Genomic DNA, 17,355 nt, shown 5'->3' on the forward strand with positions numbered 1-17,355 from the left:
AACCGCTTTCGACTTTCCTTTCCATGTTGAAACCTTACGCTTCCGCTGCCCTGCTGACCTTGGGCTTTGCCCTACACTTACCAGCTGCCGCCCAGAATACCTACTTCTTTCCCGCAGCCCCGGCTGCGTCGTTCGACCCGGCAGTGCCCACGCCGGAGCAGTTCCTGGGCTACCCCATTGGCACGCACTACACCCGCACCGACCAGATTGTGGCTTACCTGCGGGAGCTGGACCGGGTGTCGGATAAAGTGAGCTTTCGGGTAATTGGCACCACCTTCGAGGAGCGGCCCCAGGTAATAGCCACCATCACGGCCCCGGAAAACCAGCAGAACCTAGCTGGCCTGCAGCAAGCCCGCCGGGCCCTCGTCGACCCCAAGCTGGCCGCGCCCGACTACCGCAAGCTGCCCGTGGTAGTGAGCCTGAACTTTGGAGTGCACGGCAACGAAAGCTCCTCCTCGGAGGCGGCACTGCTGCTGGCCTACTACCTCACGGCCTCCACCGCCCCCGAAACCAAGCAGTGGCTGGAGCAGGCCGTCATTACCATCGATCCGCTGGAAAACCCCGACGGCCGCGACCGGGCCTCGCACTGGTTTGACCAGAACAAGTCGTGGCCTAACCCCACCGACCCCCTGGACCGGGAGCACACCGAGGCCTGGCCGGGCGGGCGCACCAACCACTTCTACACCGACCTGAACCGGGACTGGCTATCATTAACCCAGCCGGAAAGCCGGGCCCGCATGGCCTTTTTCCATGAGTGGTACCCCAACGTGATGATTGACTTTCACGAAATGGGCACCAACGGCACCTACTACTTCGAGCCCTCCAAGCCCTTCAGTACTGAAAATGACTTGATTCCGCGGGCCACCTACGAGGTACTAAACGTGCACCTTGCCAAGTACTTTGCCAAGTCCCTGGACAACCTGGGCTCCCTGTACTGGACCAAGGAGCAGTTCGATAACCTCTCACCCATCTACGGCTCCACCTACCCCGATTTTCAGGGTGGGGTAGGGGTGACGTTTGAGGTAGGCAGCTCCCGCGGGCTGGCCCAGGAAGGCACGAATGGGGTAGTGACCTTTCCGTTTACCATTCGCAACCACGTAGCCACGGGCCTGGCCACGGTGCGCGGGGCGGTGGAAGAAAAAGACCTGTACCTGCGTCACCAGCGCGACTTTTTCACCTCAGCCCTTACGGATGCCCGCAAGTTCCAGACCAAGGCCTACGTGTTCGGCAACGCCCAGGATGAGACCCTGACCAACCGGTTTCTGGCTTTGCTGCTCCAACACAAAATTCAGGTGCACGAACTGGGCAAAACCGTCACCTTGGACAAGCAGACCTTCGAGAAAGGCAAGGCCTACGTGGTGCCCACCAGCCAGCCCCAGTACCGCATCGTCAACTCCCTGTTTGAGGAGCTGACTACCTTCCACGACAGCGTATTCTACGACGTGACGGGCTGGAGCCAGGCCCACGCCTACGGCCTACCCTTTGCCAAGCAGAAGAACACTAGTTTGGTGCAAGGCTCCCCCATAACGGCGCCGAAAACCCTGACCGGCACTGTGCGCGGGGGCCAGAGTTCCTACGCCTACCTGCTGCCTTGGTCTGACTACAACGCCCCGCGGGCCCTGGTGGCCTTGCAGCGGGCCGGCGTAACGGCCAAGGTCAGCTTTAAGCCCTTCCGGGCTGGCACCAGCGAGCAAGCCACCGACTTCGGCTACGGCACTCTGGTCATTCCGGTAGCCGCCCAGAAGCTGCCCGCCGATTCCTTGTTTCAGGTAGTGAGCCGGGTAGGGCGGCAGCAACAGGTTAGCTTCACCGGCGTGGGCACCGGCTTCAGCCTGAGCGGCATTGATCTGGGCTCAAACAACGTGCGGACGGTGCCCGAAACCAAGGCGGCCCTGCTGGTGGGAACCGGCCTGAACGCCTCGGAGGTGGGCGAGGCTTGGTTTGTAGCTAGCCAGCAGCTGGGGTTGCCGCTGAGCCGTCTGGAGCTGAGCAACTTCGGCCGGGCCCCGCTGGGCCGCTACACCAGTCTGGTACTGGTAGGCGGCTCCTATACTACCCTCGACAAAGCTGCGGTGGAAAAACTGCGCCGCTGGGTGCAGGAGGGCGGCACGCTCATTACGCTCAAAAACGCCTCGGAGTGGGCTATTAAGCAAGGTATTGTAAAGGAAAAACTGCTGATTCCGGCCAGCGGCGGCTGGGCCGACACCACGGCCACGGCCGGCGGCAAGGGTAAATCCGTCGCGGCCCGCCGCCTCGATTTCGTGGCCCAGGAGCAGGAGGGCACCCGCGCCATTGCCGGCTCCATCTACCGCGCCGATGTGGACATTACCAACCCCATCGGCTTTGGGCTGCCCAGCCGACAGCTCTACGTGTTCCGCAATGGTACCACGTTCCTGCGGCCCAGCCGCAACCCCTACGCCACCGTGGCCCAGTACACCGCTACCCCGCTGGTGAGCGGGTACGTGTCGCGCAACAACGTGCAGCAGATTCGCAACACGGCGGCCGTGGTAGTGAGCAAGGCGGGTACGGGCCGGGTAGTGCTGTTCGCCGACGACCCCAACTTCCGCCACTACTGGCATGGCACTTCCCGCCTGTTCACCAATGCCCTGCTGCTAGGCTCCCTGCTGAACCTACCCGAAGGCCCAGCCGCTATTTCCGCCGAAGAGGAATAAACTTTGTGGCTTCTGCCTTTAGATAAGCTTCTCCTCGAAAAGAGGCTGCGCTGAAGTTCATCCTGTATACAAGAACTGTTACGACTTCAAGCCCGCTTGCACTAACGCTACTTCGCGCTTCTACTATAGGGTAGCCAGTACGCCTTCTGAAAACAAAAGCAAAAAGCCGCTTCTGAACTTTCAGAAGCGGCTTTTTGCTGATCGAAAACTGTAATTAGCCTTTCTTGGCTTCGTCGAAGCGGCGGGTTACTTCGGCCCAGTTAATCACGTTCCAGAAGGCTTTCACGTAATCGGGGCGTTTGTTCTGGTACTTGAGGTAGTAGGCATGCTCCCACACATCAAGCCCCAGCAGCGGGGTGCCGCGCTGAATGCCGGGCAAATCCATCAGGGGGTTGTCCTGGTTGGGCGTGGAGGTAATGGCCAGCTTGCCCGACTTCTTATCGTGAATCAGCCAGGCCCAACCGGAGCCGAAGCGGCCGGTAGCCGCCTTTGTGAATTCGTCCTGGAATTTCTCGTAGGAACCAAAGTCCTTATTGATGGCCGCGGCCAGGGCGCCCGTGGGCTGCCCGCCGCCTTTGGGGTCGAGCAGAAGCCAGAAGAACGAGTGGTTCCAGTGGCCGCCGGCGTTGTTGCGGATGGCATCGGGCTGCTTGTTGGCTGAGGCCAGCAGTTGGGCCAGGCTCAGCTTTTCTTCGGGCTTACCGGCTACGGCTTCATTCAGCTTAGAAACGTAGGTTTTGTGGTGCGCGTCGTGGTGAATCTCCATCGTTTTGGCGTCGATGTGAGGTTCCAGCGCGTTGAAAGCGTAGGGAAGGGCCGGTAGCGTGAAGGGGCCATCGGCCATGGGCATAGCGCGGGCTTCGCGCAGGAGTTTTTCTTCGTGGGCCGCTGCCAGCACGGCCGGGCTTACCAGCGCACCCACCATGGCCAGCAGGCCATTTTTCAGGAAATCTCGCTTCAACATGGGAGTAGGGGACAAGGAAAAGTGGAAGGACAGCCGCCCCATTTAGGCCGGAGCGGCGCCCCAAGGTACACTACTTACCCACATTCTGGCCTTGCTGTTGCGTTTAGCGCCTACTTTTGTGCAGGTGGGCACGGTTTTGGGTCGGGCCCGCGTTATTCCGGTCGGTGTGCCGTTTTCTTTTTCCTGCTGCTCGTTTGCTATGCTTCCAGTTCGTTTGCCCGCTGTCTTCTCTTCAACCGCTACACGGCCGCTTCGCGGCGCCCTTGTGCTGCTGGTGTTGCTGCTTAGCCTTGCCCATATCAGCCAGGCTCAGGTGCAGCTGCGCGGGGTAGTGCGCGACAAGGAAACCAAGGAGGTGCTACCCTTCGCCAGCGTAGCAGTGCCCGGCACCAGCAACGGTACTACCACCAACCTGGAGGGCGAGTTTACTCTGGTTGTTAAGAGCCTGCCTGTAACGTTGCTTTTCTCCGAGCTAAACCACGTTCGGGATACGCTGCGTGTTACCTCAGGTGCGGCGCTTGATGTAGCACTGGCACCGGCCACCGTGGTGCTGCCCGAAGTGAAAGTGGCCAGCTACCCTTTCCAGCTGGTAGACCGCGCCTTCCGCAATTTGCAGCGCAACTACCGCCGCACGTACTATGGCAAGGCCTTCTACCGCCAAATTACCCGCATCGACAACCAGCCTTCGGAGCTGCAGGAGGTAGTCTGGAATGTAAAATCCAACCCCGCCCGTATTGATGGTACTACCTTGGCTCAGGGCCGCTATGCCGCTCGGCAAGCGCCCATCAATCTGAGCAACTTCTCGGTGTACACCCGCAAGTTTGGCCTTTTCGACCCTCAGCAGGACAGCACTACCTCCCTGGCTTTGCTGAGCCCGAACGTGGAGAAAAACTACCTGCTGGAGCTGAAAGGTATTGTGGGCGAAGACTCCACCGGTGGGGTAGCCGAAATTGAGTTTGAAACCCGGCCCGAGGTGCGCTACCGTGCCCAAGGCACCGTCTGGATTGATATTGAAACCAACCAGGTGGTGCGTTACCGCATGGTGCAGCCTAGCTTCACGGGCTCTACTAACAACCCCCGCCAGAAGTTCGAAAACGCGAAGCTGACCATTGAAATGGCCTTCCGCCCGGCGGGCAAAGCCAGCGTGGCGCCCCTGGAGCTGATGAAGATGGACCTGACCACCGACCTGACCGAGCCCGGCAAAAAACCGCTGGCCATCAACGTGTCGTCGTTCACCTTTTTCTACGACCAGGCCACTACCCCCACGCGCTTGCCCTATGCCCGCGCCAGCCTCACGGACCGCGACCTGGACGCCATTCGGGCCAAGCCCTACGACCCTGAGTTCTGGGCCAACAACCCGGTAGTAAAACGCACCCCCGCCGAAGACGAAGTAATTGCGGCCTTCGAGCAGAAAGGTGCTTTCGGGACAATGGTAAAGAAACCCGCCCCGAAGCCCGGCGCACGAGTTAATCAATAGCATTCTAAGAAAAAAGGCCCGTAGCACTGCGCTACGGGCCTTTTTTCTTGAAAGTCTTCGTAAGCTAACCGAAGCCCCGATTACGGGTTGGTGCTCCACATGCCGGCTTCCTTGATGAAAATGCGACGGTTGAGCTTGAGCTGAGAGATGATGAACTCAGCCAGGTCCTCGGGTTGCATTACCTTCTCAGGATTACCGTCGGTGAGCTTGTTGTTGATGGCAAGCTCGGTAGCCACGGTGCTGGGCGTGAGGGCCGATACGCGGATATTCTGCTTCCGCACTTCCTGCATCAAGGACTCGGTAAGGCCCAACAGGGCAAACTTCGAGGCGCTGTAGGCGCTGGTGGTAGCGGCCCCGCGCTGGCCGGCGGTTGAGGCAATGTTGATAATATCGCCCGACTCGCGCTGAATCATCTGGGGGAGCACCGCACGCGTGATGTAGTAAGTGCCCAGCAGGTTCACCCGAATGATGTTCTCCCACTCCTCGGGGTCCATATCTACGAGCTTGGCAAAGGTGCCAATGCCGGCATTGTTGATCAGGATGTCGATGCTGCCCAGCTCGGTGAGGGCTTGGTTTACGGCGGCTTCGGCGGCGGCGCGGTCGGCTACGTCGGCGGTTACTACCACCGCTTTTACGCCCAAGGCTTCAATTTCCTGGGCTACTTCGCGGAGCTGGCTTTCGGTGCGGGCCAGCAGGGCCACGTTGGCGCCTTCCTGAGCCAGAGCTACGGCTACGGCCCGGCCAATTCCTTTACCAGCGCCCGTTACCAGGGCGTTCTTACCGGCTAATGATTCCATAAGGGAGAGGTTGAAAAAGAGGTTTTCGGCGGCCTCGGCGGTGACATGGGTACCGCTCCGGCCGGTTTTAGAAAGACTACAACCGGCTTGCCCGCCGGATGTTGCCAGTGTGGCGCTTATAGGGCATTCAGCTGCGAATAGAGGGTAGAGGTGGTGATGTCCAGCTCCCGCTCCACGCGCCGCACGGCTTCCTCGCTGAAGGTGCCGGAGCGGTGCAACTGCACCAGCAGTACCCGCTCGTGCTCAATAACGGCCAGCTGCTGACGCAGAATCTGCTCGAACTCGGCGCGCTCGGCGGCGGGGTTCAAGGTATTATCAGAGGTAGCTTCGGGCGGAACGGGATTTTCCAGGCGGCTGATGCGGTGCTCGAAACGGTTGCGGATTTCCCGGAAGGCGCGGGCATCCGTTGCGCCGGCCACCGTCGAGTCGATGTAGGTGAGGGCGGCACGGGCCAGCTCCAGGCGCAGCTCCCGCGCCTCCTGCAGATCCTGCTCGGGCGGTGTCTGCACACCCAGGCGGCGCACAAACCAGGGCAAGGAAAGCCCCTGTACCACCAGCGTCACGAGAATAACGCAGAAGGTGATAAACAAAATCAGGTTGCGCTGCGGAAACGGCTCACCATTGCTCAGCACCATGGGCAACGCCAGCGCCGTTGCCAATGACACTACCCCCCGCATCCCCGACCAAGACACCACGAACAGCTCCCGGGCCTGCTCTTTAAACGAAGTAAACTCCTGCCCGCCCCGCCCGAAATAGTAGGAAGCAAACCCCGCCGGATAAATCCACAGCAGCCGCACCACAATGGCCACCACGCTAATCAGCAGCCCATACCCGATAATGGTGGGGAGGGAATAAGCGCCCAACCCTTCCATAATAGCCGGCAGCTGCAAGCCAATCAGGATGAATACAAAGCCGTTGAGCAGAAAGGTAAGGACCTTCCAGAAGTTGCTGCGCCGAATGCGGGTCCGGAACGTGTAGGCCTCAAACGAATTCCACGACATCACCAGGCCCGTGGCCACCACTGCCAGCACCCCGGAAATGTGCAGGTGCTCCGCCAGCACGTAGCCCATAAACGGACTGAGCAGGCTGAGCACGGTGGCCAGGGTAGGGTCTTGCACGCGGCTTTGCAGGCGGGTAAAGAGGTAGCCCAACGCCGCGCCCAGCGCCAGTCCGCCGCCTGCCACCAGCAGAAACTGCAGGCCGGCCTCCCAGAGTCCAAAGGTGCCACTTACCACGGCCGCCACGGCGTAGCGGTAGGCAATCAGAGCCGAGGCATCATTCAGTAGGCTTTCCCCTTCCAGAATGGTAGATACTCGCCGGGGCAGGCCCAAACCGTGAGTAGCGCTGGTAGCGGCTACCGCATCGGGCGGCGACACGATGGCGCCCAGCACAAAGCCCAGGGCCCAGGTCATGCCCGGAATGAAGTAATGCGCTACGGCCGCCACCGCTGCCATGGTAAACAGCACCAGCCCAATGGCCAGCAGGGAAATGGAGCGGTGGTAACGCTTGAAATCGTGCCACGAGGTGTTGAAACTGGCTTCGTAGAGCAGGGGCGGCAGAAATACCAGAAACACCACGTTGGGGCTGAGGCGAACTACCGGCAGGCCGGGCACCAGGCCAATCAGCAGCCCCGCCACTACCAGCAGCACGGGGTAGGGGAGCTTCAGGCGGTTGGCCAGGGCGTAAAGCAGCGCCAGCGCCGCCATCAGCAGAATTACGATTTCGAGGTTTTCCATAGAATAGACAGCGCGCCTGCGGTAGTACGCCCCCATTGCTGCCCCGGGTTTCGGCCCAGCTTGGGGGTAGCAAATTCAGAAAACATCGGTGTACCTTCCCGGTCTGAACGCAACTTCCTTTTCTCTCCATGAAAAAACTCGCTCTGGGCGGCCTGTTCGCCTGCGCCCTCCTGGCCGCCTGCAACCAGCAGAAATCAACGGAACAAGACAGCGCGGCCACCACCGAAACCAACTTGGCCGACATCAAAGACACAAAGCAACTCTTTGACGCCTACTGGGAGGAAAACGCCCGGTTGTTTCCGCTGGAAGCCACCGCGCAGGGCGACAACCGCTACAACGACCAGCTGCCCAACGACGGCACCAAGGAGTTTCGCGGCAAGCTTCAGGCCTTCTACCAGAAGTACCTTAATGGCCTGCAGAAATTCAACCGCGAGGAGCTGTCGGCCAACGACAAGATCAGCTATGACATCTTCCGCTACGATCTGGAGAGCAAGCTGGAAGGCCTGCGGCAACCCACCTGGATGATGCCTTTCCAGCAGTTCTGGGGCCTACCCCTCAGCATGGGCCAATACGGCTCGGGCGAGGGTGTGCAGCCTTTCAAAACCGCCAAGGACTACGACAACTGGCTGGGCCGGGTGCGCGGCTTCTCGGTATGGGCCGATACGGCCATCAGCAACTTCCGGCAGGGCATGAAGGTTGGAGTAGTGCTGCCCAAGGCGCTAGTGGTGAAGATGATTCCGCAGATGCGAGCCATGGAAACCTCTGACCCGACCAAGAGCCTGTTCTACGGCCCCATCAACAAGCTGCCCGAAGGCCTGATCGACGCCGACAAGCAGCGCATCACGGCGGCCTACAAAAAGGCTATTCAGGAAGAGCTGGTGCCTACCTACAAAAAGCTCGGCGACTTCCTGGAAAAGGAGTACCTGCCTAAGTCGCGGCCCAGCACGGGCATTGCAGCCATTCCGGGCGGCCCCGAGATGTACAAGTACTATGTGAAAACGTGGACGACTACCGACAAGACGCCTGAGGAAATCTACCAGACCGGCCAGCGGGAGGTCGCTCGCATTCGGGGCGAGATGGAGAAAGTGAAGGCGCAGGTCGGCTTTAAAGGCGACCTGAAGGCGTTTTTCGCTTCCCTGAAAACCGACCCCAAGCTCATGCCCTACAAAACTCCGGAAGAGGTGCTGGGAGCTTTCCGGGCTATTCAGACCAAAATGGAGCCCAACCTGAAGAAAATGTTTGGGCGCACCCCAAAAACGCCATTTGAAATCCGCCAGACGGAGGCGTTCCGGGCAGCTTCGGCGTCGGCCGAGTACAACCCAGGTAGCCCCGATGGCTCGCGGCCGGGCATTTTCTACATCCCGATTGTAGATGCTGCCAAATTCAATGTCACGTCGGGCATGGAGTCGTTGTTTTTGCACGAGGCCATTCCGGGCCACCACTACCAGACTTCGTTGCAGCAGGAAAATACCGATTTGCCTAAGTTCCGGCGGTTTGCCTGGTATGGCGCCATGGGCGAAGGCTGGGCTCTGTACACCGAAAGCCTGGGCAAAGAGCTGGGCCTTTACACCGACCCCTACCAGTACATGGGCGCCCTTGGCGACGAAATGCACCGCGCCGTACGCCTGGTAGTAGATGTGGGCATGCACACTAAGAACATGACCCGCGAAGAGGCCATTCAGTACATGCTGAACAATGAAGCCATCAGCGAGGACGGGGCAGTGGCCGAAATTGAGCGCTACATGGCTATTCCGGCCCAAGCCCTGAGCTACAAAATCGGGGCCCTAAAAATCCGCGAGCTGCGCCAGAAGTATGAGAAGCAGCTGGGTGCTCACAACGACAAGCTGCGCGAGAAATACGCCGGTCAGAGCCGCTCCCACTTCCGCCTCAGCGACTTCCATGACGAACTGCTGAAGGATGGCGTAATGCCCCTGGCCGTGCTGGAACGCAAGATGGATACGTGGGCCATAAATCAGAAGTAAACACAAGCTTATTACAAAAAAGGGCAACCCGATGGGTTGCCCTTTTTTGTAATAAGCCAGTTGTAGGGCTCAGGTAGTACCGCCACCACCCGAAGTGGTGCCACCGCCACCCGAAGTAGTGCCACCGCCACCCGAAGTAGTGCCAGTAGTGCTACCAGTGGTGCTACCAGTCGTACCAGTGGTGCTGCCAGTTGTACCCGTGGTGCCAGTAGTGCTGCCGGTTGTACCTGTGGTACCGGTGGTGCTACCAGTGGTACCAGTAGTACTACCTGTAGTCCCAGTCGTACCCGTCGTGCTGCCGGTCGTTCCAGTAGTGCCCGTCGTGCTGCCGGTAGTACCAGTAGTACCCGTGGTACCGGTCGTGCCCGTCGTACCAGTTGTGCCCGTAGTGCCAGTTGTTCCCGTCGTACCTGTGGTGCCGGTCGTTCCCGTCGTACCTGTGGTGCCGGTCGTTCCCGTCGTACCCGTCGTGCTGCCGGTGGTACCCGTCGTGCCAGTTGTTCCTGTAGTACCGGTAGTGCCCGTTGTACCGGTGGTGCCAGTTGTTCCCGTCGTGCTGCCGGTGGTGTTGCCACTGGTAGAGCCGGTGGTGCTACCCGAAGTAGTGCCACCGGGGTTTGTGTCGTCATCATCGTCGTCGCAAGAGGTGAGGGCTAAAGAGCCCCAGAGCATGGAGGCGAAGAGAACGGACATCCATTTGTGTTTCATAGCGGTGGTGGTAATGGGTTGAGGAAAGGATTTCTAATCAATCTATTACGCAGAAAAAAAGGGGGGTTTACCCGTAAATAGGAGGGATAAATACGGAATATGGTTAAGCAAATATTAGTGGCTCCTACCCCGAACTACCCTTCAAACCTTCTTGACCTTCCGACGCCCACATCCGTTAAAGGCAGCAGTGTACTGCCGAAACTCACGCTGCACTACCCTTTGTATATGAGCAAGCATCTGTGGCAAACAGTGGGGCTTGGCGCCGTAGCCGGCCTGCGGAGCATGACGGCACCAGCCTTATTAAGCAGCAACCTGCTAACCTACCATCCGCACGCCTTGGAAGGGTCGCCGCTGCGCTGGCTGAAAAAGCCCCTGGTAGCCCATGGCTTAAAGTTGCTGGCTGCCAGCGAAATGACCGCCGATAAACTGCCTCAAATGCCCGCCCGAATTGTGCCTATTTCTCTGGTGGGCCGGGCAGCGGCCGGGGCGCTGGTAGGGGCTACCCTCTACAAAATCAATCACGACAAGCAACTGACTGGCGCCTTGGTTGGGGCCCTAGCCGCCGTTGGTGCCACCTATGCTGGCTATTTTCTGCGCAAAAAAGCCACCGAGGGTTCTGGCCTCTCTAGTGGGGTAGTAGGCGGTATGGAAGATGCCCTGACGCTGGGTATCGGGCTGGCCCTGTCGAAAGGCACGGATGCTGGTGCCCCACAGCCTCGGCGTTGGGTATTGTAATGAATTAGCCAGCCACCTGTCGGGTCGAAGACAGAGGTACCCAACAGGTAGCAAGGCTGCAGCTATGAAATAGCGCTAAGAACAGAAAAGCCCCGGCCGAAGCATCGGCCGGGGCTTTTCTGTAGAGGGTTGAGGCCAAACCAAGAGGTAGGCTTCAGGAGCTAAAACTATTGCTCGCGGCTAGTGGCCTGCACTTCGCTGTTGTTAGCCGGCATATCGCCTACGGGTGAGTTGGCATTGTTGGGCTGTCCTTCAATGGCGGCATCAGTAGAAGTTTTCTGATCATTCGCGGAGCCCGTCCCGATGGGCGTATAAGCCTCGTCGCCGCCGCTGACACTGTCACGCATGGTTTCGGCGGGGCGTGCCTTTTGGTACGTCGAGAAGTCCTGGGAGGCTTGCGGGTCTTTGCCCGGGGTGTTTCGGTAGTCGCAGGCAGCCAGGGAGGCCAGGAGGCCACTGGCCAGCAGAAGAGAAAAAAGGCGTTTCATGGGAATGGAAGACTTGGTAGAGGAAGTTCAGTATTTCCCAAGGCAAACGTACCCAGCAAGGCTGCGGTTGCGCCAAGGGCTGCGGGCCCTACCTTTGGGCCATGTCCTTTCCTACCCTAATGAACTGGAGCGGTGGTAAAGATTCGGCCTTGGCCCTCTACCACGCCCTGCTCGACCCTACCCTACACGTCACGGATTTGCTGACCAGCGTGAATGCTCACTACGGGCGCGTGTCCATGCACGGCGTGCGGGTAGCACTGCTGGAAGCACAGGCCCAGCGCATCGGCCTACCCCTTACTAAGCTGGAACTGCCCGAAATGCCTGACATGGCCCTCTACGAGCAGCAGATGCGCGCAACTCTGGCTCCTTTGCAGGCCAAGGGTATTCAGCGGGCAGTGTTCGGGGATATTTACCTGGAAGACCTGCGCCACTACCGTGAGCAACAATTGGCTCAGGTAGGCATGCACGCCGTATTCCCGCTTTGGCAGCGCCCTAACGCCGATTTGCTGCGCGAATACCTCGACCTAGGCTTCCGCGCGGTGGTCGTCTGCGTAAATGAGAAATACCTTGATGCCAGCTTCTGCGGCCGCCTTCTCGATGAAGACTTCCTGCGCGACTTACCCGCCGGCGTCGATTCGTGCGGTGAGAATGGCGAGTACCACAGCTTCGTTTTCGATGCGCCCTACTTCAGCAGTCCTATTCCGTTCCAACGCGGCGAGCTAGTGCGCCGTACCTACCAGGCCCCCGCTTCCACTACCACCGACGCGGCCTCCAGTGAAGATGCCGCGCCGGCATCGTCGCCCTTTGTTACCGGGTTTTGGTACTGCGACCTGCTGCCGGCTGAGGCATAACCAACCGGCCAGCTGGCGGGTACTATACTCCTCTGCTCTTCTATCTAAGCCCTTCTGCTCATGCCTTCTGCACCTTCTGCTACTATTCTTTTCGACGGGGTTTGCAATCTGTGCAACGGCTTCGTGCAGTTCGTAATAGAGCACGATGCCGCCGGCCGCTTCCGGTTTGCGTCGCTCCAGTCGGGGGTAGGGCAGGAGTTGCTCCGGGACCACGGCCTGCAACCCCAGCAAGAGCCCGATTCGGTGGTATTGCTGGAAGGTGGCCAGGCCTACACCCATTCTGCCGCCGCCCTGGGGGTGTTGCGGGGCCTGGGAGGGGCTTGGGGGGTAGTAGGTGCAGTGGGCCAGCTTTTTCCCCGGTTTCTGCGCGACGCCGCTTACCGGCTGGTGGCCCGCAACCGCTACCGCTGGTTTGGCCGGCAGGAGGCTTGCTGGCTTCCAACCCCCGAATTGAAAGCCCGTTTTTTGTAAGCTGGGTCAACTATAATTTCCTTTTCACGCTTTCACTACCCCTCTATGCAAGCCTTAGTGCTCGAAGGAATTGGCCAACCCGTAACGCTGCAGGAATTCCCTACCCCCCAACCCGGCCCCGGACAGGTGCAGGTGCAGCTTCATGCCGCCGCCCTCAACCACCGCGACGTCTGGATTCAGAAAGGCCAGTACGCCGGGCTTAAATTCCCGATTATTTTGGGCTCCGATGGGGCGGGCATTGTCTCGGTCCTGGGCGAGGGCGTAGATGCCGATCTGCTTGGGCAGGCCGTGCTCATAAACCCTGGCCACTACTGGGGGAATAATCCAGCCGCGCAGGGCCGCGACTTCCAGATTCTGGGTTTACCCCAAGATGGTACGTTTGCCGAGTTTGTGTGCATAGATGCCGTGCAGGTGCGGGCCAAGCCCACTCACCTGAGCTTCGAGCAAGCCGCGGCCTTGCCTCTGGGCGGTGTTACGGCCTACCGGGCGGCTTTCACCCGCGCGGGGCTGCAGCCTGGTGAGCGGGTGCTCATTAATGGGGTAGGGGGTGGCGTGGCCTTGCTGGCCCTGCAGATGGCTGTAGCCAATGGCGCCGAGGTATGGGTTACCTCAGGCTCTGAAGAGAAAATAGCCAAAGCTGTGGAGTTGGGCGCGAAAGGGGGCATCAGCTACAAGGCCGAGAAATGGCCCGCTACTCTCACCAAGCAGGCCGGTGGCGGCTTCGATGTGATTATCGACAGCGCCGCGGGCCCCGGTTTCAACGACCTGCTGGATGCCGCGACTCCGGGTGGGCGCATCGTGTTCTACGGCGCTACGCACGGTGATATCCCGATGATAACAGCCCGCAAAATCTTCTGGAAGCAGCTATCGGTGTTGGGCTCTACTATGGGCACCACCCAAGACTTCAACGGCATGGTTAGCTTTTTTGAGCAGCACGCTATTGTGCCCGTGCTGGATGAAACGTTTGCCTTGGCAGACGGTGAACAAGCTCTTCACCGCATGGCGGAAGGGCTACAGTTTGGTAAATTAATATTGAAGATAAAAGGTTAATAATCAGTGATTTTAATTTGTGTAAAATAGATAAAAAATCCTGTTTTCGGGAATAGAAATCCGTGGTGTTCTGTTATCTATCCGACAACTGAAAACTTAGATTTGCTGCCTGATGAAAACGCCTGCTGAATACCTAAGCTGCCCTGTTTTTGAGCTGACCTACCCTACCGGCGAAGCCGCCGAATCGGTGCCTGTAGTAGCGTATGACGATGCTGTGCGGGCCGTGGAGCTTGCCCTGGCCGACGCGGAGAAGTACAAATACCTATTGATGCGCGCCTTGCGCCGCCACGCCGCCGAAACCAAGGTGTCTTACCCGGCACTGCCCACGCTGCCCTTACCCGAGGAAGCACCCGAGACCACTGTGCGTCCTCTCTACCCCGATCTGGCCGCCTAGCGTTTTCAGGCAGCTGTTTACATACACAAAAGGCCGCACCCTTCTCGGGTGCGGCCTTTTGTTGTTTATGGTCATAGGTGTTCTCCACTAGAAACCTCCCTTCCTTCAATGAGGAGGGGGTAGGGGTGGTTGAAGAACTAGACCTAAGAGTTAAAACTAGTTAGATGCTCAACGAGCGTTCAACTATCCCTGGTCCCTCTTCAACCAAGTGGGAGAATAGCTTTAGCTACCGGTATCCTTCAGCAACCGACGACCCAGTTCCTGAGCCAACTCAGTGGCCTGGCTGCGAAGCTCCGGAACCGCTGTCGATTCGAAATAGGCGGGGCGGCGGCTGGGGCCGAGGGTAAACAACACCGCTGACGCATTGCCCTGCGCATCGTGCAAGGCGCCGTGCTCATCCGTCATGACGCCCAGTCGCAACGCATCAGGTACCAAGTGGCCGGCTTCTCGCAGGCTAACCACCAACGGCGCCTGAATACGGCTGTAATCCAGTAGCGGCCCGGTACAGTTGATAACGTGCTGCGCTGCAAGAGGACGGGCCAGTTGTTGCGTGCCCGCCTGTACTGTTACAACCAGGCCTTTTCCTTCTGGCTCAATATTTCGGACCCTACCCCGCTCCACCCGCACAAGGCCTGCATCCAGCATTTGTTGCACCGCTTGCGCGTTCTGGGGCGGACTGCGGTGCCTGACCACAGACCAAATGCCCGCCAAATGGCGCAGGAACCGGGCCTGCTCTACCAGCGGCCATGCCGCCCAAATACGTCCCAAATCAGGCCGAAGCGAGTCGATAACTGCCTGCCAGCCGATGCCCTGGTGCTGGGCTTCCTGCACATGCCGCCGCACTATCTTCAGCACATCTGCTACTCTGCTTAGGCCGGCCAGCTCTTGGGCGTAGAAGCTGGGGTAGGGGGTAGGCTCTTCTTGATATGCCAGCGGCCAGCGGCCGTGGCCCGATACCACCGTAATCTGGCCCCTATGGCCGTCGGCCCGCAAACCCAGCAGCACGTCAATGGCTGTCAGGCCGGTACCAATTAACAGTACAGTGTCGTCGGAAGCAATTTCGCGCAGTGCCCCCCGGGCCCAGGGGTTGCCATGGTATGCTGGGTGCTGGAGGTAGCGCAGATCAGCGCGGGTAGGAGGGGGTGGGGGAAAGTTGCCTAGGGCCAGCACCACATAGTCGCTGTGGATTTCCGTGCCGGACGACAGCTTCACCTGGGCCGATTTGCCATCAGGGGCTACTGTTACGGCTTGGGCCATCATGTTGTGCCACTTACACCGGATGCCGTTGCTGGAGGGCCACTCCAGCACCTGGCTGATGAGCTGCTGCAAGTAGCGCCCGTAGCTCTGCCGGGAGCAAAAGTCGTTTTCGCACGCATCAGACTGCGTAACGCGCAACCAGTTCAGAAAGTGGTCGGGTTGGTCAGGGAAGGCACTCAGAAACTGGCTCCGTACGTTGAGCAGATACTCAGGGCGGCGGGCCGTGTAGGCTAGCCCCGGACCCGGTACCGGGCGGGGTTCCACCAGATGCACGTCGCAGGCAATTAACTCCTGGTTAGATAATCGGGCTAGCTGAAGGGCCAGCATGGAGCCGGAAAACCCTCCACCCACTATAGTTATGCTTTTTCGTTGCACCAGCCTGTAGAAGTGAGATGAACTAGGGGCAGGAAGGTACTCTGGAAAAAATGATATAAAAATTAATTTTTGCAATATGGTAAAACGTTTTAGTCAGTAAGGCAATGACTTTTAAAACCTTGTACCTGCATAAACGCCTAATAATCAAAACAAAACCCCTGGGTTGCTTGGGCAGCCCAGAGGTTTTGTAAATATTGTCTGGAAAGTAGCGCTAAGTGGCTGCTAGTGCGTGTGGGCTAGTAGTAGCGGCCCGGAACAAGGTAGTTACGAACGTAGTCTGAAATGCCGTCTTCCAGCTTCGTGAACGGCAGGTCGTAGCCGATGCTGCGGAGCTTGCTCATATCAGCCTCCGTGAAGTACTGGTACGTGTCGCGGATATCCTCGGGCGTGTCGCGGAAGCGGATATCGGCAGTGCGGTCCAGAGCCGCGAAGGTGCTTAGGGTCAGATCCAGGAAGGTTCGGGCCTCGCCAGTGCCTAGGTTGTAAATGCCCGAGTTACGGCGGTTCTGCATCAGAAAGAAGCACACTTCTACTACGTCCTTCACATATACAAAGTCGCGCTGCTGCTCACCGTCGGCGTAATCAGGGTTGTGCGAGCGGAACAAGGTCATGGAGCCCGTTTCCTGAATCTGGCGGAAGGCGTGCAGAATAACCGAGGCCATGCGGCCTTTGTGGTACTCATTGGGGCCATACACGTTGAAAAACTTCAGGCCGGCCCAGAAGAAGGGCTTCTCTGGCTGCTGCACGGCCCAGTTATCGAAGTCGTTCTTGGAGTCGCCGTAGGGGTTTAGGGGGCGCAGCAGGGGTAGGAGGGCGTCGTCGTCGGAGTAGCCGAGGGTGCCGGAGCCATACGTAGCAGCCGAGGACGCATATACCAGCGGCAACTGGTAGCGGCAGCAAGCCAGCCACATATTTTTGGAGTACTCCAGGTTGAGTACGTTCAGCACGTCGCGGTTTTGCTCTGTTGTGTCGGTGCGGGCCCCGAGGTGGAAAATGAATTCTACCTGCTCGTGGTTGGCTTCTAGCCACTCAAAAAACTCTTCGCGGTCTACGTACTCCCGCAGGTGCTTACCCGTGAGGTTGGCCAGCTTACGCTCCGAGGTGAAGTTGTCCACCACCACGATATCGTTGAAGTTGGCGGCATTGAGGCGGGTGACAAGACAGCTGGCAATAAAGCCGGCGGCTCCGGTAACGACGATCATAAGGCAGAAATTTAAGCCAAAAGTAAGCAGATGCGGCGGAAGCACGGTGGCACCGGGTCTACATCGGTCCCAGAAACTCCTACCCCCGCCAATCAGCTATACTACTTCTAGGCCTGCCGGAGGTTGCTGGCAGGCGGGAAAGGGGCTAATTCCGAGAGAAGCCGAGGAATGACAGTCCTGATCTGAGCAGAAATCG

15 protein-coding genes are annotated in these 17,355 nt (G+C 58.9%); 8 read left to right on the top strand and 7 right to left on the bottom strand.

The window, feature by feature from the left end; translation table 11 throughout:
• The first annotated feature begins 23 nt into the window (after positions 1–23).
• On the top strand, positions 24–2,672 hold the full coding sequence (locus DNI29_RS06500; protein ID WP_110977212.1) for a M14 family zinc carboxypeptidase: 2,649 nt from the start codon (positions 24–26) through the stop codon (positions 2,670–2,672).
• A 214-nt stretch (positions 2,673–2,886) separates the two neighbouring features.
• On the opposite strand, the gene DNI29_RS06505 is transcribed toward DNI29_RS06500, so the two are convergent.
• Positions 2,887–3,636, bottom strand: a complete 750-nt coding sequence (locus DNI29_RS06505) for a superoxide dismutase (protein ID WP_110977213.1) — start codon at positions 3,634–3,636, stop codon at positions 2,887–2,889.
• Between the two features lie 199 nt (positions 3,637–3,835).
• On the opposite strand from DNI29_RS06505, the gene DNI29_RS06510 reads away from it, so the two are divergent.
• Positions 3,836–5,113 (top strand): carboxypeptidase-like regulatory domain-containing protein, encoded by a 1,278-nt coding sequence (locus DNI29_RS06510; protein WP_123823096.1) that lies wholly within the window; start codon positions 3,836–3,838, stop codon positions 5,111–5,113.
• Between the two features lie 80 nt (positions 5,114–5,193).
• Here DNI29_RS06510 and DNI29_RS06515 read toward each other — a convergent pair whose 3' ends face one another.
• Together DNI29_RS06515 and DNI29_RS06520 are read right to left on the bottom strand one after the other, a co-directional pair.
• A complete protein-coding gene (locus tag DNI29_RS06515) occupies positions 5,194–5,910 on the bottom strand; it encodes a 3-ketoacyl-ACP reductase (RefSeq protein ID WP_110977215.1) in 717 nt (238 codons plus the stop codon).
• A 116-nt stretch (positions 5,911–6,026) separates the two neighbouring features.
• Positions 6,027–7,646: a Na+/H+ antiporter gene (locus DNI29_RS06520; protein ID WP_162303525.1), complete on the bottom strand. Its 1,620-nt coding sequence runs from the start codon at positions 7,644–7,646 to the stop codon at positions 6,027–6,029.
• 128 nt (positions 7,647–7,774) lie between these two features.
• Here DNI29_RS06520 and DNI29_RS06525 point away from each other — a divergent pair, with 128 nt between their 5' ends.
• Positions 7,775–9,628, top strand: coding sequence for a DUF885 domain-containing protein (locus DNI29_RS06525; RefSeq protein ID WP_110977217.1), 1,854 nt, complete (start codon positions 7,775–7,777; stop codon positions 9,626–9,628).
• Between the two features lie 69 nt (positions 9,629–9,697).
• Here DNI29_RS06525 and DNI29_RS24070 read toward each other — a convergent pair whose 3' ends face one another.
• Entirely contained in the window at positions 9,698–10,336 is a 639-nt protein-coding gene (locus tag DNI29_RS24070; RefSeq protein WP_202910372.1) for a hypothetical protein, read from the bottom strand.
• Positions 10,337–10,561: 225 nt separating this feature from the next.
• Between DNI29_RS24070 and DNI29_RS06535 the strand changes: the two genes are divergently transcribed.
• Entirely contained in the window at positions 10,562–11,071 is a 510-nt protein-coding gene (locus DNI29_RS06535; RefSeq protein WP_162303526.1) for a DUF4126 family protein, read from the top strand.
• 167 nt (positions 11,072–11,238) lie between these two features.
• On the opposite strand, the gene DNI29_RS06540 is transcribed toward DNI29_RS06535, so the two are convergent.
• Positions 11,239–11,559 (bottom strand): hypothetical protein, encoded by a 321-nt coding sequence (locus tag DNI29_RS06540; RefSeq protein WP_110977219.1) that lies wholly within the window; start codon positions 11,557–11,559, stop codon positions 11,239–11,241.
• Between the two features lie 101 nt (positions 11,560–11,660).
• Between DNI29_RS06540 and DNI29_RS06545 the strand changes: the two genes are divergently transcribed.
• The 4 genes from DNI29_RS06545 (at position 11,661) to DNI29_RS06560 (ending at position 14,325) form a co-directional block, all read left to right on the top strand.
• Complete coding sequence (locus DNI29_RS06545; protein WP_238388023.1) at positions 11,661–12,410, top strand: Dph6-related ATP pyrophosphatase; 750 nt, start codon at positions 11,661–11,663, stop codon at positions 12,408–12,410.
• A 60-nt stretch (positions 12,411–12,470) separates the two neighbouring features.
• Positions 12,471–12,881: a thiol-disulfide oxidoreductase DCC family protein gene (locus tag DNI29_RS06550; protein WP_110977220.1), complete on the top strand. Its 411-nt coding sequence runs from the start codon at positions 12,471–12,473 to the stop codon at positions 12,879–12,881.
• Positions 12,882–12,926: 45 nt separating this feature from the next.
• A complete protein-coding gene (locus tag DNI29_RS06555) occupies positions 12,927–13,931 on the top strand; it encodes a zinc-binding dehydrogenase (RefSeq protein WP_110977221.1) in 1,005 nt (334 codons plus the stop codon).
• Positions 13,932–14,043: 112 nt separating this feature from the next.
• Positions 14,044–14,325, top strand: a complete 282-nt coding sequence (locus DNI29_RS06560; protein WP_110977222.1) for a hypothetical protein — start codon at positions 14,044–14,046, stop codon at positions 14,323–14,325.
• Between the two features lie 222 nt (positions 14,326–14,547).
• On the opposite strand, the gene DNI29_RS06565 is transcribed toward DNI29_RS06560, so the two are convergent.
• Entirely contained in the window at positions 14,548–15,957 is a 1,410-nt protein-coding gene (locus DNI29_RS06565; protein ID WP_162303527.1) for an FAD/NAD(P)-binding protein, read from the bottom strand.
• Between the two features lie 236 nt (positions 15,958–16,193).
• Positions 16,194–17,159 carry an ADP-glyceromanno-heptose 6-epimerase gene (gene rfaD / locus DNI29_RS06570; RefSeq protein WP_110977224.1) on the bottom strand — a complete coding sequence of 322 codons (966 nt, stop codon included), beginning with the start codon at positions 17,157–17,159 and terminating at the stop codon, positions 16,194–16,196.
• Positions 17,160–17,355 lie beyond the last annotated feature (196 nt).

The sequence above is a fragment of the Hymenobacter sediminis genome, from assembly GCF_003231285.1.
Classification (GTDB): Bacteria; Bacteroidota; Bacteroidia; order Cytophagales; family Hymenobacteraceae; genus Hymenobacter; species Hymenobacter sediminis.

What these genes read in the sequence shown, in the direction of transcription:
- DNI29_RS06500 (WP_110977212.1), top strand. Translation starts at nt 24, where the DNA reads ATGTTGAAACCTTACGCTTCCGCTGCCCTGCTGACCTTGGGCTTTGCC.
- DNI29_RS06505 (WP_110977213.1), bottom strand. Translation starts at nt 3,636, where the DNA reads ATGTTGAAGCGAGATTTCCTGAAAAATGGCCTGCTGGCCATGGTGGGT.
- DNI29_RS06510 (WP_123823096.1), top strand. Translation starts at nt 3,836, where the DNA reads ATGCTTCCAGTTCGTTTGCCCGCTGTCTTCTCTTCAACCGCTACACGG.
- DNI29_RS06515 (WP_110977215.1), bottom strand. Translation starts at nt 5,910, where the DNA reads ATGGAATCATTAGCCGGTAAGAACGCCCTGGTAACGGGCGCTGGTAAA.
- DNI29_RS06520 (WP_162303525.1), bottom strand. Translation starts at nt 7,646, where the DNA reads ATGGAAAACCTCGAAATCGTAATTCTGCTGATGGCGGCGCTGGCGCTG.
- DNI29_RS06525 (WP_110977217.1), top strand. Translation starts at nt 7,775, where the DNA reads ATGAAAAAACTCGCTCTGGGCGGCCTGTTCGCCTGCGCCCTCCTGGCC.
- DNI29_RS24070 (WP_202910372.1), bottom strand. Translation starts at nt 10,336, where the DNA reads ATGAAACACAAATGGATGTCCGTTCTCTTCGCCTCCATGCTCTGGGGC.
- DNI29_RS06535 (WP_162303526.1), top strand. Translation starts at nt 10,562, where the DNA reads ATGAGCAAGCATCTGTGGCAAACAGTGGGGCTTGGCGCCGTAGCCGGC.
- DNI29_RS06540 (WP_110977219.1), bottom strand. Translation starts at nt 11,559, where the DNA reads ATGAAACGCCTTTTTTCTCTTCTGCTGGCCAGTGGCCTCCTGGCCTCC.
- DNI29_RS06545 (WP_238388023.1), top strand. Translation starts at nt 11,661, where the DNA reads ATGTCCTTTCCTACCCTAATGAACTGGAGCGGTGGTAAAGATTCGGCC.
- DNI29_RS06550 (WP_110977220.1), top strand. Translation starts at nt 12,471, where the DNA reads ATGCCTTCTGCACCTTCTGCTACTATTCTTTTCGACGGGGTTTGCAAT.
- DNI29_RS06555 (WP_110977221.1), top strand. Translation starts at nt 12,927, where the DNA reads ATGCAAGCCTTAGTGCTCGAAGGAATTGGCCAACCCGTAACGCTGCAG.
- DNI29_RS06560 (WP_110977222.1), top strand. Translation starts at nt 14,044, where the DNA reads ATGAAAACGCCTGCTGAATACCTAAGCTGCCCTGTTTTTGAGCTGACC.
- rfaD (WP_110977224.1), bottom strand. Translation starts at nt 17,159, where the DNA reads ATGATCGTCGTTACCGGAGCCGCCGGCTTTATTGCCAGCTGTCTTGTC.